We start from the raw sequence: 17141 nt of genomic DNA on the forward strand, positions 1-17141 counted from the left end.
CTTTCTATTGCATATCATCTTTTATTAATTATTTTATTAAAGTAATTACATTATTATTCTTTTCTTCTGATCTGTCAAGATAGTTTTCTATGATTCTGCTTATTGAACAAGTTTGCAGCTTTGTTTTTATGCACATTCCATAATTATCGGTAAACGGAATAGTCAAGCGAATATTCGCAATACGCTTCGCTACTTGCTCATGACCGAATAACTCCTTCGCGGTTTATCGGTTAAAAAACAAAGCCTGCGGATTCAGCATTTCTGTAATCATATGCTGAATCCACAGGCTCCTTATACGCTTTAATAAATAATTTTATAGAAGTATGATATTCCTTTCCGGCAGGTTTGTAAAGGCTTTTATCAATACCAGCGTGTCATCGGCAGATCATTATTCACACCCTTGGTCATAAGAATCTGGTGAAGATCGATAATTCCGTTGTGGAAGGTTGCCGCACATGCTGACAGGTACAGATCCCACATACGCAGGAACTCTTCGTCAAACATAGTCTTTTCTTTTTCAATATTGTCCCGGAAATTCTTTTCCCAGTGAAGCAATGTCTTATTGTAATGCAGACGGAGATTTTCGATATCCAGGGTATGGAAATTGTCCTCTGCCATATGGTTCAGGATCTCACGTAAGCTCGGAACAGTTCCGCCCGGGAAAATATATTTCTTGACCCACGGGTCACCCGGATGCTCCTTCAGAGCACTGATAAAGTGAAGCAGAAACAGTCCGCCCGGCTTCAGAACCTTTTCCACACAATCAAGAAACAGCTGATAATTATCACGTCCAACATGCTCCAGCATACCGACACTGACAACACGGTCAAACTGATACTCCTTCTTCGGCAGATCACGGTAATCCATCAGCTCTACCGTAAGATAATCTTCCAGCCCCTGATCCTTAATCCGTCTCTGAAATTCTGCATACTGTTCATGACTTAAGGTGATACCGGTACCATGAACCTTATATTTCTTAGCTGCCTCGATCAGCAGAAAACCCCAGCCGCAGCCGATATCCAAAAGACTCATACCCTCTTCCAGATGTAATTTTTTAAGGATATAATCAACTTTATTTACCTGTGCCTGATACAACGTATCATCCTCATGGATAAAATACCCGCAGGAATAACTCATAGTCTCATCCAGCCAAAGTTTATAAAAGTCATTTCCAATATCATAATGGCTGGTCACTTCCTTTTCCTGGTTCTTCTTTGATGTTGAACTGAACATGATTTTTTTCAGAGCAGATTCATTGGTAGAAAATTTCCCCATCTGACCTAGAAAATGATCCAGCGCTTCATAAAGATTTCCCTCGATATCCAGATCCCCACGCATATACGCCTCACCCAGTGCAAGGGATGTGCTCTTCATCAGATCCGCCAGAGGAATCGCTTTCTTAAAATTCACCGTAAATGTAGGTTCACCCTCTCCGATGTGATACTCGGAATTCTTGAACTTTACCAGAAATGGATAATCTGTAAAGCGTTCAAGGAACTGCACCATTGCTTTCTCTTCCGTCTTCTCCTGTAATGTCTCAAACATAATAGTCTACCTCCTTTAGCACAGCACTATGATACACCCGGAGGAAGGCTTTATGTCAAGGGAGATATACAACAAAATTTTATCAATAAAATGGCGATATTTGGTAAAACTCTTACTTATACTTATTCAAATTAACTAGATGTTTACAATCCATTTTTAAACAAGCTGCCGAAAACACTGATATTATCAAAACGCACTCGTTAATTATATATCATTTTTCAATAATTATCTTTGTATTTTACGCATTTTTTATTGCTTTATATACAATTCAGACTTATAATAAAAGATACAAAAAAAGAGCGAAAACCATATAAAAATCCAACACTGGAGGGAACCTTATGAACGAAGAACTTTTTAATGAAGCATCAAAATCCAACATCCTGTCAAAACAGCTGGTCGATCAACTTCAGGAAAGCATGACCTACAGCAGCATCTCCTTCATCAATTGGACCATCGAAGTCCTCAAGCTCCTGAAAGCCCGCATCGAACGCGGCGACAAGATCAAAAATGAGACCACCGGCGTAATCTACGATCTCTACACCTTCCGCCAATTTGTAGAAAACAACTTCTCCACCTACATCACCGGCCAGGTCTTCAACACCTCCATCCGATCCCAGAAAATCTACTTCACCCTGGAAGCCTGCCCAGGCGGCTACAACCTCCTCATGGCAGACTCCGGCAACGAAAAAACCTACCGCTGGATCTCCAGCTTAAGCAAACGCTTCTCCCTGGTAGAAATGATCGCCACCGGAATCGTCTACGTCAAAGACAACCGTACCGACACCTACCAGCCATTTATCTCCGAAAACGGCAAATACTGCAAATACAACAAAGACCTGGGAAAACTCATAGAACTCTGATCAAAACGGGGAATCCGCCAACGGCAGATTCCCCTTGATTTTTTCTCAGATTTCTTTCAAAAAATCAAATGGTTCTTCATCTTTCAAAAAATGCATCAGCATATAAGCACACATGATCGCAACCCTCTCCTCCTTCAGGATCCTCCTGACCTCATCCCGGTCCGCGATCACAACCTCGATCTCCTCACTATCCTCCTGAGCAGCCTTACTAACCTCACCACTGGCATACCCATAAACCGTAGCACAGGATTCATCCGTCATCCCGATCGTCGTAAAATAAGGCTTCTCAAAAGCCTCCGCAACCTTGATCGGCTCCAGCTTCAACCCGGTCTCCTCAAACATCTCCCGCACAGCACCCTCATGGAAATCCTCCCCAGGCTCCACAAGCCCCGCCGGAAACTCATAAATATACCCGCCGATCGTATACCGATACTGACGGATCAGCACAACCTTATCCCGCTTCTCTCCATAAACACTGTAAATGATCACCCCATCCGGATGATTCTCCCCTGTAGAAAGCTTCATATCCTCCACACTCTTCGCCCTGGAGGCCACAAAATAAGAAACCGGCGTATCATGTACACTGGTCGCATCCACCCCATAAAGATTCACGAACTTATTATCTGTAAGTTTTTTCACACTGTTGATCTTACCCATCTGAAAAACTCCTTCCCGAAAATTTTTTCTAAAAACATTTTATCCCATCCAAAACCAAAGGTCAATTTTTTATACTTACACTCCCTTCACAATAGTGCTATAATAAATACCCTGCTATAAAATTTAAATTTACTTATTACATTACCAAACAGCTACTGTAGACAAGAAAGAAGGAAAAAACATTGAAAAACCAGACCAATGCTGCCCAGGCCGAAAACCCTCTGGGAACCGCCCCTGTAGGCAGCCTGATCACCAAATTCGCCATTCCCGCCATCATCAGCATGCTAGTCAGCGCTCTGTACAATATCGTTGACCAGATCTTTATCGGACAGGGCGTAGGAATGCTTGGAAATGCCGCCACAAATATCGCATTTCCCGTAACCATTATCTCTACTGCTGCTGCACTGCTCCTGGGAATCGGCAGCGCCTCCAATTACAACCTGGAAATGGGCGCAGGAAACGAAAAAAAAGCCAGCTCCATTGCAGGAACCGGACTCTCCGCGCTGATAATCTCCGGTACAATACTCTCTGTCATTGTCCTTCTGTTCCTGAAGCCACTTCTTCATTTTTTCGGCGGAACACCGGACGTCATGCCCTATGCCATTGATTACATAGGGATCACCGCCATTGGGCTTCCCTTTTATGTTTTAAGCACAGGCGGCAACCACCTGATCCGAGCAGACAGGAGTCCTACCTATTCCATGGCCTGCATCCTGGCCGGTGCCGCCATCAACACCATCCTGGACCCGCTTTTCATCTTTGGATTCGGCTGGGGCATCAAAGGTGCAGCCTGGGCAACCGTGATCGGCCAGATCGTATCCGGACTTCTGATCATCTTTTATTTTTCCAGACTCCGGAAAATGTACCTGGACCACTCCATGCTGATTCCTAAGGCACGCAATCTGTCTGCCATTTTTTCTCTGGGAATGGCATCCTGTATCAATCAGGTTGCCATTGCTGCAGTGCAGATCGTCATGAACAATACACTTCGCCATTACGGAGCACTCTCCGCCTACGGGAGTGATATTCCAATCGCCTGTACAGGGATCATTTCCAAAGTCAATCAGGTATTTATGGCCATCTGCATCGGAATCTCCCAGGGCTCCCAGCCCATCTTGGGATTTAACTACGGTGCCGAAAAATACAGCCGTGTACGCCAGACATACCGCTATTCCGTAACCTTATGTACTGTGATTGCAACCATATTTTTTATCTGCTTCCAGTTCTTCCCGCATCAGATTGTAGGCATCTTCGGAAACGGCAGCGACCTGTACTTTCATTTTGCAGAAAAATATCTCCGCATCTTCATGCTGATGACCTTTGCCAACGGGATCCAGCCTATGTCCGCCTGCTTTTTTACCTCCATTGGAAAAGCTAGGCTTGGTGTGATCATGTCCCTCACAAGGCAGGTGCTCTTCCTGCTGCCTCTGATCGTCATCTTCCCGGTCTTCTTCGGAATCGATGGCGTCATGTACGCAGGACCAATTGCAGATACCTCTGCATTTGTGCTGGCCGTTGTTTTTGCCAGACGTGAGCTTGGAGTCATGAAAGCTGCAGAACAAAACGCCTGACATAAAAAATGCCATGTAATTTACTGCCCATCGGCAATATATTACATGGCATTTCTCACATTATCAGATATTTATCTGAAACCACCAATTTCTGATCTTTTCTTCATCCTCCGGCAGCTGCTTATGATCAGTCACCCTTCAGTACAACACGGATCTTCTTATAAATTACAAATACGATCAGAGATGTCAGTGCATATTTAAAGATATTAAACGGAGCAATGATCAGCAGTGCAAAGGTAAGCAGTCCGTTTACGGAGCTGTGTACTGCGCTTCCCATCTGGATAAAGGTCTCGATCGGCATTCCAAACGCCTTACCGTAAGCCGGAAGCAGTACAAAGGCATTGACAAAGCATGCAAGGATCGCTGTCAAAACTGTTCCCACTGCCATACCTGCAACTGCATGTACTCTGCTCTTTTTGTGACGGAAACGGTAGATCAGGCCGGCCGGTACCACATAGGCACATCCAAACAGGAAATTGGCAACATCACCAACACCGGCAGTCATGGTTCCCTTAGTCACAAGATGTACGAGAATCTTCACAAGCTCGATCAGGATACCTGCCACAGGTCCCATAGCGAAGGTTCCTACCATAACCGGTACCTCGGAAAAATCAAGCTGATAAAAAGACGGTGCAAGAAACGGGATCGGAAACTCAAGATTCATTAATACTCCTGCCACAGCACCAAGCATGGCTACCTGCGCGATGGTTCTTGTTCTGCTTCTTTCCACGGCATTTCCTCTCTGTAATATCTGTTCACTCATAACTCTCTCTCCTTCTTCAGAAATATTCAAAGAAAATTTCCACAAGAAATCTTTATGCGAAAAAAATTTCTATTTCTTCACATAAAAAGCCCCGGGAGCTTCTTCCCGGGGCACTGAGCACGTTCTTTAAATACTGCGCGTTCTTCTCTCATCCAGACTTTACTGTCGGTTCCGGAATTTCACCAGATCAGCCGCCAAAGCGGGTCGCGGACTATACCGCCGGTAGGGAATCACACCCTGCCCCGAAGAAATTTTCTTTTTTATGAGTTCATTATAACGCGCTCTTTTTATAATTACAAGGCTTAATTCTGTCACAGAAGCATTCTGCTCCATTTATATAAATCTAAGATCCACTCCTTTATGATCAAACCCAGATTTTCTTTACCGTACTCCAGCTACTGTAAAGAACCTTTTTTCCGACTCTTTTATATGACCGGATGCGGACATAATAGGTCTTTTTGTTTTTCAGTCCTGATATCTTATATCTGGTCGCAGACTGTTTTCCAACTATGACCGTTTTTCTTTCTTTTGTAAATCTGCTGTCTGCTGCATACTGGATCTGATAGCCGGTTGCCTGTATATTTTTTTTCCAGCTTGCGGTAAAGGATCTGTTTGCTTTTTTCAGTCCTGTCAGCAGAGTTTTTGGAGGCAGGATCTTAAAGGTAAGCGTTTTGTTGATACGACTGTATTTTCCGGTCCCTCTGACCTGCACAGTTCCAATTCCGGAATTTTTATTATTTTTGTAATACAGCTTATAAGCACTCGCACCGATCTTCTTTCCATTTACAGTTACGGTTACTGATGGCCGGATGGTTTTTCCCGTACAAGTGTAAGAGGTTCTGTTTAGCTTAACATTGCTGACAAACCTTTCTGTCTTTTTTATGATCTTGAAATGAATGGTTGCGGTACCTTTATAATAACCGGTACCATAAATGGTTACCGTTGCCACACCCGGATACTGATTATCCTCGTAGTACATATAATAATCTTCGCCGGCTTTCAATCCGGGAATTACGATGGCAGGTGTGAGTTCTTTTCCTGTATATATCTGATCAGCTATTGGATCCGCAGCCGGTAGTTTTCCGTAAATAGTAAAATATAATGTTTCCGATCCTTTATAATTGCCGATTCCCGTGAGCTCTGCACGAGCTTCACCAGGCTTTTCATTATTAACATAGGTTACCGTATAATCTTTTCCCTGTACCAGTCCGTCAATTACCACTTCCGGTTCCACTTTTTTTCCTTTAAAGGTGGTTTCCAGGTATGTTTCATTATTTTCCGCAAAATAGCACACATACATTCCATTTTCATCTGGCGTAATCTTGAAACTCCGCTCTACTGTACCGCAGAAAATATCTTTTCCCGTGATCTTTACAGTCGCAGTTCCTGCATTGATGTTATTTTCATAAGTTACTTCATAATCGGAGCCCTGCTCAAGTTCCGGTGCGGATTCACTGGATTCTATTTCAGGTTCATGGCTTTTTCCATTATATTCATATTCTGGAGTGATCTGTTCAAACCATTCATTCTGAAGCGGTATCCGGTTGTCTGCTGACAGCTCCACAAACATGTAGCCACGGTCCTCTGCGTATTTCTGAAGTGTAGAATCCTTTTTTCCCGCGATCAGTGCTGAATCCCTGAACGCATCATCCGCCCAGATAGTATCTGTGCTCAGTACTCTTATCCTGCACTCGGAAGACAGACGAAGTCCATTTTTCCCAACTGATTTTACAGATGCGGGAATTATAATATCACGGATCCCTGAACTGCTCTGGAATGCATATTCACCGATTTCTTCCAAGCCTTCGTTTAGGACAGCTTTCGTAAGCGACGAACAGTTTCCGAATGCACCTTCTCCAAGGCTTCTGACACTTCCCGGGACTGTTATGGAAGAAACATTTACACAGTAATAAAAAGCATAGTCTCCCACGCTTACAGTTCCATCCGGAATCTGGTAATCTCCGGAACGTCCGGACGGAAACATGATCAGTTTTGTGCCATCCTTGCTGAATACCACTCCGTCTTTTTCAGAAAAATACGGATTTTCCGGATCTACTTTAATTTCTGTCAGACTAGACTCGGACAAGCCCTCCACAAAAGCAGCCAGCCCTATAAATGACACATTTGGGGGAATCGTAACAGATTTCAATTTCTCACAGTTGTAAAAAGCATTCTTTTCGATGGTTGTAAGCGAATCCGGCAAAGTAACAGACTCTATATCAGAAGCCTGGGTGCAATACTGGAAGGTACTGTTTCCAAGAACCGTTACTTTTCTTCTGTCAATAGTATCCGGAACTACGATATTTGTATCTGTCCCTTCATACTGATACAGCCTGAGTGTTCCATCATTCAGGATCTCATAAGAATAGTCATAGTCCATTTTGGACAATTCATAATGTCTGGGGGCATTTCCCGTATATCCGCAGTCAACCAGATATCTTTCGCCGTCAATGATGACTACGGAGTTCCTGTGACCGCTTCCCGCCCCCGGATCATTTGCCGCATACCTTGCATACACGGTCAGTCCCAGTTTTTCGCACATATAGTTCACTGCGCTGGTATTGGCCCAGCAGTCTCCGCCGCCATCCAGCATCAGGCCTGTATAGCCGGAATGATACTGACTGTAATTAAAGTTGTTGGCAAGCCATCTGGCGATTGTCTCAACCTTTTTATAATCGGACATTTCCGCAGTAATATTTTCTTTGAGGAATGTATCCATTTTTTGTTCTGCGTAATACTCCGCATAATCTTTGAGTATGAATTTATAATAAACGGTACTATTTCCATCCTGTACAGAGATCAGGGTCTCTCCAAACATGTATTCCCACTGGCTCTTTACGTCATTTCCGTTTTTGTCTACATAGGTTACATACTGCATTTTAGGAGTAACAAGACCGGTTTCGCTGACTTTCGCAGTATAACCGGAAACAACCGTATATACCGGATTTTTGCCGGATGTCTGGATCTGATAAGATGTCTGCATGGTATCCGGCATGGAGATCACACTGCTATAGGTATCATTCATCGCATACAGATATATTTCTGTGCTCTCCACATCTGTTTCTTTTTCGGAAGTACCTGCTGCCGGAATATCATCTGTGAATATATCTTCCTGCTGCTCCTGGTTTTCTCCGTCACCAAAAATTTCTTCCGGTGCCGCAGCCTCCTCTGTATCCTCTGTTCCTTCTGCTTTTCTGATGACCGCCGAAGGTTCTTCCAGAATTAATCCTTCATCAGAATCCTGTTGTATTTCCTCACTCTCTGAGCTTTCAGCTTCATCCGTTTCCGTTCCGATATCTGATCCCGGAAACTCTTCTTCTGTAATCTGATCTGTGTTTACGGTATTTTCTGATTCCTCAGAATTCCCATCATCTGTAAAAGTATCAATGGCGTCTGTCATATCCGTCTGTGCGTCTGTAAAATCTTCGGCCGCCACCGGTCCACATGGAACAACAGACATACATAATGACAGACCAAATGCTATCAATTTTTTCGGAAATTTCATTTCGTACCTTTCCTTCCTTTTTATGTAAACTGTTTATATGTAAGTTCTGTTTTTATTATAACGCGGCCCTGTCTTTTCGCAAGCTGCAATAATGTCCCCTACTCTGCAAAAAAACCGCTGTGATCTTCATTTTAGATCACAGCGGTTTATGTTTTATTATCGGAACATCAGACTTTCCACAATTTCAGCATTACTGTTCTTTCCATATCCGCATTCGATCAACCAGTTTTCTGGCTAGATACTGCCAACACCACGTTCTACTGTGATGCTGCATGCTCATATGCATTCTGTATTCTTACAGAATATCGATATGTTCTCCTGCAAGTGCCTTGTTCATGCTTCGTACTGCGCAGAATTTACCGCACATGGAGCAGGTATCATCATGCTCCGGTTTGCGCTCGTTCCAGATACGTTTTGCTGTTTCTGGATCCATGGCGCATTCCCACTGTGCCTCCCAGTCAAGCTTTCTTCTGGCATCTGCCATCTTGTCATCGATCTCACGGGCACCGCGGACACCTTTGGCAATGTCTGCTGCATGAGCTGCGATCTTAGATGCCATGATTCCCTGTTTTACGTCCTCAAGATTCGGAAGTGCAAGGTGCTCGGCCGGTGTTACATAGCAGAGGAATGCTGCTCCGGACATAGCAGCTACTGCTCCGCCGATCGCGGATGTGATGTGGTCATATCCCGGTGCAACGTCAGTTACGATAGGTCCTAATACATAGAACGGTGCACCCTGGCAGATAGACTGCTGTACTTTCATATTTGCCTCAACCTGATCAAGCGGCACATGTCCCGGTCCCTCAACCATAACCTGAACGTCCTTTTCCCATGCACGTTTGGTCAGCTCGCCAAGACGTACAAGCTCCTCGATCTGGCATACGTCTGTTGCGTCAGCCAGACATCCCGGACGGCAGGCATCACCAAGGGAGATGGTCACATCATACTCGCGGCAGATATCCAGGATCTCGTCGTAGTATTCATAGAACGGATTCTCCTCACCGGTCATACACATCCATGCAAATACAAGAGATCCTCCTCTGGAAACGATATTCATTTTTCTCTTGTGATTACGGATCTGATCGATGGTCTTTCTTGTGATTCCACAGTGAAGAGTTACAAAGTCAACACCATCCTGTGCATGGAGTCTTACTACATCGATAAAATCTTTAGCTGTCAGCGTATCAAGATCTCTCTGATAGTGGATAACGGAATCATAAACCGGAACGGTTCCGATCATTGCCGGACACTCGGATGTCAGCTTGCGTCGGAACGGAATGGTATTTCCGTGGGAAGAAAGATCCATGATAGCATGGGCGCCCATGTTTACAGCTTCCATTACTTTCTGCATCTCTACATCGTAGTCCTTGCAGTCTCTGGATACACCAAGGTTTACATTGATCTTGGTGCGGAGCATGGAACCTACGCCCTCCGGATCGATACATTTGTGATTTTTATTTGCACAGATCGCCACCTTACCGGAGGCTACCAGCGGAAGCAGTTCCTCTGTTGTCATGCGTTCCTTCTTAGCTACGATCTCAAGCTCAGGTGTGATGATGCCTTTACGGGCTGCCTCCATCTGTGTACTGTAATCTCTCATGTAAAAAAAATCTCCTTCCATAAATTCTTTGTGTTTATACAACAAAAAACCGGTTGCTGCAACGCATACGCATCACGGCAACCGGCTCTTACTCTTACGTACTTAATGAAAATCTTCTGTACTTCTGATCTCTTCTGTACTCTCTGATCTTCTGTGTCTTTAAGAATCCTTCGTGCATATGTCCCTACGTTGGCATTATCCAAATCAGGTTATGGGTCAAGACATTTACAGTCTACTCTCAGCTCGCTTCAGCGGGCCCCCCTGTTTTCATATGTTGGGGACGTTTGTTCGTCCATGTGGTTATTATAGTATACCGGCTAAAATTTGTAAACCACAATTCTGCATTTTATGACTTTTTCTTTCGACATAATCTGTCATTTTATCTCTCAAACTCCCCGGGATCTTTCTTTACAGACATTCTTCCACAGCTTTGCTGTTCCCCGTCAGGAGGATATCCGCAATCCGCATTCACTGCTTATTGCTTTTCGCAATTACAGCAGTCGATTTCCCTGATCCGGTCAAGCTCTGCAAGGTTTTCTGCACCTGCACGGCGGATCCCCGCAAAAATGGAACCCGCAATATTGTGCCATACACTGAAGATCGCGCCCGGAAGTGTTGCAAGCGGATTGGCTGCAAAATTAGCTGCTGCCAGTGAGACAGCAAGGCCACTGTTCTGCATGCCTACCTCTATAGCTATAGCAGTTGTTCTGGAATACTCCACATGGAAGATTTTTGCAGCCAGAAATCCCAGCATCATACCACAGAAATTGTGGATCGCCACTACTCCAAGCACCAGAACTCCACAGCTTACGATCTTCTCTGCATTTACAGCTACAATTCCTCCGATGATCATAACAATAGCTACAACCGACACCAGCGGCATAACATCGGATACCTTATCCACATGCTCTCCCGCAAGACTCCGAAGAAAAACTCCCAGGAGAACCGGGATCAGAATTACCTTTACCACAGAGATCACCATAGCCCAGAAGGATACTTCCACCCAGGTTCCTGCCAGAACATATACAAGAAACGGTGTCATCAACGGTGCTGCCAGTGTGGAAACTATAGTCATTCCCACAGAAAGCGCCACATCACCTCCTGCGATATAGGTGATCACATTGCTGGCTGTTCCGCCCGGACAGCATCCCACCAGGATCACTCCCAGTGCCAGATCTGCCGGAAGGTTCATCACTTTACACAGAAGCCAGGCGATCACCGGCATAATGGTATACTGAGCCACTGCACCGATCACCACTTCTTTGGGTCTGGAAAAAATTGCCCGGAAGTCATCCAGCTTTATGGTCAGGCCCATACCAAACATGATCACTCCCAGAAATACAGACGTATAATTCGTCATCCAGGAAAATCCGTCACGCCAGAAAAAAGCCAGGCAGGAAAAAGCGATGATAATGATCCCGATATATCTGGATGCAAGGCTGCTGATAATTCCGATTTTCTTTAAAACTTTTCCCATACATTATACCTCGTAGCTGAAGTTGTCGATCAGTCTTGTTTTTCCGATGTAAACAGCCATTGCTACAAGAACGCTGCGGTCAGCTTTTTCCACCGGCTGCATGGTAAGTGCATCTACCATGGATACATAATCAATCTTTGCCAGAGGCTCTGCTTCGATCACTGCTCGCATTTTTCCGAGAAGCTCTTCTGCCAGGATTCCTGCGTGAATGGCTTCCTGTCCGGCTTTTACTGCCTTTGACAGGCAAAGAGCTGCTTTTCTCTCTTCAGGGCTTAAGTATGTATTTCTGGAGGATTTTGCAAGTCCGTCCTCCTCACGGATGATCGGACAGCCTACGATCTCAATATCGAAGTTCAGATCACGCACCATCTTGCGGATGATGGCCAGCTGCTGTGCGTCTTTCTGTCCGAAATATGCTCTGTCCGGTGCCACAATGTGGAACAGCTTGGTCACAACGGTACACACACCTTTGAAATGGATCGGACGTGTTTTTCCGCAAAGTGTCTCTGACAGAGTATCTATACTTACAAATGCGTGGGGATCATGATACATCTCGGAAGGCTCCGGGCAGAAGATCAGATCTGCTCCCAGGCTTTCGCAGAGTTTGCTGTCACGCTCAAAGTCTCTCGGGTAGGCTTCCAGGTCCTCGGTAGGACCGAACTGTGTAGGATTGACGAAATCGGATACCACTACGATATCATTCTGCTCTCTGCATTTTTTGATCAGGCTTGCGTGTCCCTCATGGAGAAATCCCATGGTTGGCACAAGGCCTACTGTTTTTCCTTCTTTTTTCCACGCTTTGATCTGTTTTCTTGTTTCTTCTACTGTTTTTGTTACCTGCATTGTGCTCTCCTCTTTTCCGGTTCTGGAACCGGTTTTCTTTATAGATTCGAGATAGCCTCTTTTCTGAATTCACCTTCGTCTTATTATCTTCCTGATCTGCGTCAGGCCATATCCTTCAGCAGTCCGTGTTTCTCATAATTGGTCACTCTGCTGATCCTGTTCTCTTCATCTACAAATACAACTGCAGGCTTGTGAGTACGGGCTTCTTCCTGCTCGTACTGTGCGTAAGCCATAATGATGATCTTGTCACCGGTGCTTACACATCTTGCTGCTGCTCCGTTCAGGCAGATCATACCGCTTCCGCGTTCTCCACAAATGGTGTATGTCTCGAAACGGCTGCCGTTGTTCACATCTACGATCTGGACCTTCTCATATTCCAGTATCCCGGCAGCTTCCAGCAGTTCCTCATCCACAGTGATACTTCCTACATAATCCAGTTCCGCCTGGACAACGGTTGCTCTGTGGATCTTTCCTTTTAACATCTCTATTGTCATCTTATATAAGTCCTTTCCTGCAGGGAATAACTTTCAAGTGGATAAAAACATCCGCTTCCGTATTTAATAAAAAAACGTCTCGGGGTACACTTCGACCCTGAAACGCTTCTGATTGATTCCCTGTATATTGAGTCCTGTTTTTTATACACGAAAAGCATGCTCTTCAACAGTTGCACAAAATTCCCATAACTGTTGTAACGCCTTCGTTATCATCGATACAGGCTCGTATCTTTTATAATTTTCATATATCCGTCCGTTCCCGATCCCGGGTTCCGGCTGGCTATTTTTATATAAGATTCCAGTGATTTCAGCCAGAGTATAGTTTTGAGTCCAAATACTATCTCTGTGGGGTATTATTGCACCCCGACACTGGTTTGTCAATAATTTTCATATTCTCTATTATCGTGAATGGCAGTAATAATCTCAAAACCAGTTACTTTCACCAAAAAACCCTCCCACACAGCAATTTCTCTGCCATGTGAAAGGGCTTTAGCTTTCTTCCTTTATGCACATTATTTATGGATATGCACATCCAGCTGATTATAAGGAATCTCAATTCCATAATAATCAAAATCTTCCTTGATCCTCTGGTTCAATCTCCATCTGGCTGCCCAGTAGCGGTCGGTATCTACCCAGACACGAAAGCCCATGATCACAGAGCTTTCTGCCAGCTCGTCTACGAATACCACCATCTCTTCGTCTTCTCTTGTATCCGGATCCTCGGTGAGGATATCTTCCAGGATATCCTTGGCCTTCTGGATATCTGCATTGTAAGAGATCCCCACTTTGATCTCCAGCCTTCGCTGATCCCTTGCTGTTACGTTGGTGATGGTCACATTGGAAAGAGTACCGTTCGGGATCACGATGTGCTTGTTATCAATGGATAACAGCGTTGTATAACAGATCTCGACCTTGGCTACCGTTCCCTCGCTTCCGTCCTGTCCGTTAACGATGATGTAATCCCCTACCTGGAAAGGCTTGAACAGAAGAAGCATCATACCTCCTGCCAGGTTGGCAAGTCCACCCTGGAGGGCAAGACCCATAGTAACACCTGCAGTTCCGAGAAGTGCTGCCAGAGATGATTCCTTTACTCCAAAGCTTATGGATATGTTAAAGATCAGGAGTATGTAAAGTACGATCTTGACCAGTGAGGACATAAACTGTGCCACTCCTGTATCCAGCCTGGATTTTGTCAGTGATTTCCTCACAAACTTTACGATCCATTTAATTACCGTGCTTCCTACCCAGAAAGCAACAATAGCCAGAACAACCTTGATTCCGAATTTCGTGATGTCCGGCAGATAATTTTCAAACATCTGCCTGTACTGGCTTACCTGATTTCCGACCTCCTGCACGGTCTGTACAGTACTATCCAAATATAATCCCTCCTGTCTGATCGATTATTCGATATACATATGCGGATCGATCTATGAGCTTCAAAGCTTATTTCTGATATAAGCATTTCCTATAATCCGCATCTGGTAATATAATAATATAGCAGTGGTTTTTCCCTGTAAACCTGATTTCTCCGGTTCTATAAAGTATAGGGTATAAACCACTGCTGTATTTCTGTTATAGCTTTATTGTATATCGGTCCGGTAATCCGCCGCAGAATGCTGCAGAATATACTTGCCTGCTTCTCTTTACTCAGTTTTTCTCTTTATTTACTGATTCCCTTCATGGAAAGGCTGATCCGTTTTTTCTTCATATCAACACCAAGAACACGGACATCCACGATATCTCCCACACTGACTGCTTCCAGCGGATGTTTGATGAATTTCTCGCTCATCTCGGAAATATGGACCAGGCCATCCTGATGCACACCGATATCCACAAAAGCACCGAAGTCAATGACATTGCGGACAGTTCCCTTAAGAACCATGCCCTCTTTCAGATCCTTCATATCTAGGACATCGGTACGGAGGATCGGTTTCGGCATCTCGTCACGTGGATCTCTGGCAGGTTTTTCCAGTTCCTTTACGATATCACGTAAGGTTGGCTCTCCGATCTCCAGCTCCTTTGCCAGTTTTCCGTAATCGCGGATCTGCCCGGAAATACCGGTAAGCTTACGCTCTGCCACATCTTCCGGTGTGTAGCCCAGCTTTTCCAAGAGTTTTTTTGCTGCGTCATAGCTTTCCGGATGGACACTGGTTGCGTCCAGAGGATTTTTGCCTCCTGTGATCCGTGTGAAACCTGCACACTGCTCAAAGGCTTTCGGACCAAGCTTGGCAACCTTAAGAAGTTCTCTTCTTGTCTGGAAACGGCCGTTTTCCTCACGGTAGGCTACAATATTCTTTGCGATGGCCTTGCTAATTCCGGAAATATACTCCAGAAGGGATGCAGACGCAGTATTCAGATCCACTCCGACCTTGTTTACACAATCTTCCACAACGCCGTTAAGGGCTTCTCCCAGCTTTTTCTGGTTCATATCATGCTGATACTGACCGACACCGATGGATTTCGGATCGATCTTTACAAGCTCTGCAAGCGGATCCTGTACACGTCTTGCGATGGATGCGGCGCTTCTCTGTCCAACATCGAAATTCGGGAATTCTTCCGTGGCAAGCTTGCTTGCGGAATATACAGAAGCACCTGCCTCGTTGGTGATAACATACTGGACCTTTTCAGGGATTTCCTTAAGAAGCTCCACGATGATCTGCTCGGATTCTCTGGATGCCGTTCCGTTTCCTACAGAGATCAGTGTCACATGATATTTGCTGATAAGCTTTTTCAGGGTTTCCTTTGCGGCACGGATCTTGGTCTCATTGGTTGGTGCTGTGGGATAAATAACTGTGGTATCCAGAACCTTTCCGGTAGGATCTACCACTGCCAGCTTGCATCCGGTACGGAAGGCAGGGTCCCAGCCAAGAACTACCTGTCCTGCAATTGGAGGCTGCATGAGAAGCTGCTCCAGATTTTTGCCAAAGACATGGATGGCACCGTCCTCTGCTGCCTCTGTAAGGGCGCTTCGGATCTCACGCTCAATAGCCGGTCCGATGAGACGTTTATAGCTGTCCTCAATGGCTTCTTTCAGAACAGGTGTAGTGTATGGATTATCGCGGACGATCACCTGTTTTTCAAGATAACGGATGATCTCTTCCTCAGGTGCAAGGATCTTCACAGTAAGGAATTTCTCTTTCTCACCACGGTTCAGAGCAAGGACACGATGACCTGCAAGCTTTTTCACCGGCTCCTCAAAGTCATAATACATCTCGTATACAGACTGCTCCTTCTCATCTCTTGCGGTGGAACATATAGTTCCCTTATCCATTGTTCTCTTACGGATACTGATACGATAATCTGCTTCATCAGAAATGTGTTCTGCAATGATATCTCTGGCACCGCTGATGGCCTCTTCCACAGTTTTGACTTCTTTTTCCTCAGAAAGAAATGCTTTTGCCTCTTCTTCAAGAGGTTTCTTCGTCATCTGGAGAAGGATGATGTCGGCCAGAGGTCCCAGACCTTTTTCCCTGGCGATGATGGCACGTGTACGGCGCTTCGGGCGGTACGGACGGTAAAGATCCTCTACCACAACGAGTGTCTGCGCTGCCTCGATCTGTTTCTTCAGCTCCGGAGTCAGCTTGCCCTGCTCCTCGATGCTGCCCAGAACCTGAGCCTTTTTATCCTCAAGATTTCTTAAATAAGTAAGTCTCTCATTAAGATTACGAAGCTGTTCGTCGTTCAGTGTACCGGTTGCTTCCTTACGGTATCTGGAAATAAAAGGAATGGTGCAGCCTTCATCGATCAGCTTAACCGCTGCCTCGACCTGCCATTTCTCAACGTTCAATTCTCTGGTAATTACCTGAATAATATCCATTTTTATCTT

The 17141-nt window shown here is 45.0% G+C and carries 12 protein-coding genes and 1 riboswitch; of the genes, 2 read left to right on the forward strand and 10 right to left on the reverse strand.

The annotated features are described in order from the left end of the window. Window positions 1–360 precede the first annotated feature (360 nt). Complete coding sequence (locus DWW77_RS13150; RefSeq protein WP_015526215.1) at window positions 361–1545, reverse strand: SAM-dependent methyltransferase; 1185 nt, start codon at window positions 1543–1545, stop codon at window positions 361–363. Window positions 1546–1883: 338 nt separating this feature from the next. On the opposite strand from DWW77_RS13150, the gene DWW77_RS13155 reads away from it, so the two are divergent. Further along, window positions 1884–2405: a hypothetical protein gene (locus DWW77_RS13155; protein WP_118608861.1), complete on the forward strand. Its 522-nt coding sequence runs from the start codon at window positions 1884–1886 to the stop codon at window positions 2403–2405. Between the two features lie 45 nt (window positions 2406–2450). Here DWW77_RS13155 and DWW77_RS13160 read toward each other — a convergent pair whose 3' ends face one another. Then, window positions 2451–3062: an NUDIX hydrolase gene (locus tag DWW77_RS13160; RefSeq protein ID WP_118608862.1), complete on the reverse strand. Its 612-nt coding sequence runs from the start codon at window positions 3060–3062 to the stop codon at window positions 2451–2453. A 182-nt stretch (window positions 3063–3244) separates the two neighbouring features. Between DWW77_RS13160 and DWW77_RS13165 the strand changes: the two genes are divergently transcribed. Then, window positions 3245–4633, forward strand: coding sequence for an MATE family efflux transporter (locus DWW77_RS13165; RefSeq protein WP_286188019.1), 1389 nt, complete (start codon window positions 3245–3247; stop codon window positions 4631–4633). A 127-nt stretch (window positions 4634–4760) separates the two neighbouring features. On the opposite strand, the gene DWW77_RS13170 is transcribed toward DWW77_RS13165, so the two are convergent. The 8 genes from DWW77_RS13170 to DWW77_RS13205 form a co-directional block, all read right to left on the reverse strand. Continuing rightward, complete coding sequence (locus tag DWW77_RS13170; RefSeq protein WP_015526219.1) at window positions 4761–5396, reverse strand: ECF transporter S component; 636 nt, start codon at window positions 5394–5396, stop codon at window positions 4761–4763. A gap of 136 nt (window positions 5397–5532) precedes the next feature. After that, window positions 5533–5650, reverse strand: a riboswitch (FMN riboswitch). A 110-nt stretch (window positions 5651–5760) separates the two neighbouring features. Continuing rightward, on the reverse strand, window positions 5761–8901 hold the full coding sequence (locus tag DWW77_RS13175) for a fibronectin type III domain-containing protein (protein ID WP_118608863.1): 3141 nt from the start codon (window positions 8899–8901) through the stop codon (window positions 5761–5763). Window positions 8902–9196: 295 nt separating this feature from the next. Then, complete coding sequence (gene thiC, locus DWW77_RS13180) at window positions 9197–10501, reverse strand: phosphomethylpyrimidine synthase ThiC (RefSeq protein ID WP_118608864.1); 1305 nt, start codon at window positions 10499–10501, stop codon at window positions 9197–9199. 475 nt (window positions 10502–10976) lie between these two features. Beyond that, window positions 10977–11978, reverse strand: coding sequence for a bile acid:sodium symporter family protein (locus tag DWW77_RS13185; RefSeq protein ID WP_015526222.1), 1002 nt, complete (start codon window positions 11976–11978; stop codon window positions 10977–10979). A gap of 3 nt (window positions 11979–11981) precedes the next feature. Further along, on the reverse strand, window positions 11982–12821 hold the full coding sequence (gene panC, locus DWW77_RS13190; protein ID WP_118608865.1) for a pantoate--beta-alanine ligase: 840 nt from the start codon (window positions 12819–12821) through the stop codon (window positions 11982–11984). A gap of 101 nt (window positions 12822–12922) precedes the next feature. Further along, window positions 12923–13315: an aspartate 1-decarboxylase gene (gene panD, locus DWW77_RS13195; RefSeq protein WP_015526224.1), complete on the reverse strand. Its 393-nt coding sequence runs from the start codon at window positions 13313–13315 to the stop codon at window positions 12923–12925. 512 nt (window positions 13316–13827) lie between these two features. After that, window positions 13828–14691, reverse strand: a complete 864-nt coding sequence (locus DWW77_RS13200; RefSeq protein ID WP_330383034.1) for a mechanosensitive ion channel family protein — start codon at window positions 14689–14691, stop codon at window positions 13828–13830. Window positions 14692–14975: 284 nt separating this feature from the next. After that, window positions 14976–17132, reverse strand: a complete 2157-nt coding sequence (locus DWW77_RS13205; RefSeq protein ID WP_015526225.1) for a Tex family protein — start codon at window positions 17130–17132, stop codon at window positions 14976–14978. Between the last annotated feature and the right edge of the window lie 9 nt (window positions 17133–17141).

Source organism: Ruminococcus sp. AF17-12 (assembly GCF_003479245.1).
In the GTDB taxonomy this organism is placed as follows: Bacteria; Bacillota; Clostridia; order Lachnospirales; family Lachnospiraceae; genus Blautia_A; species Blautia_A fusiformis.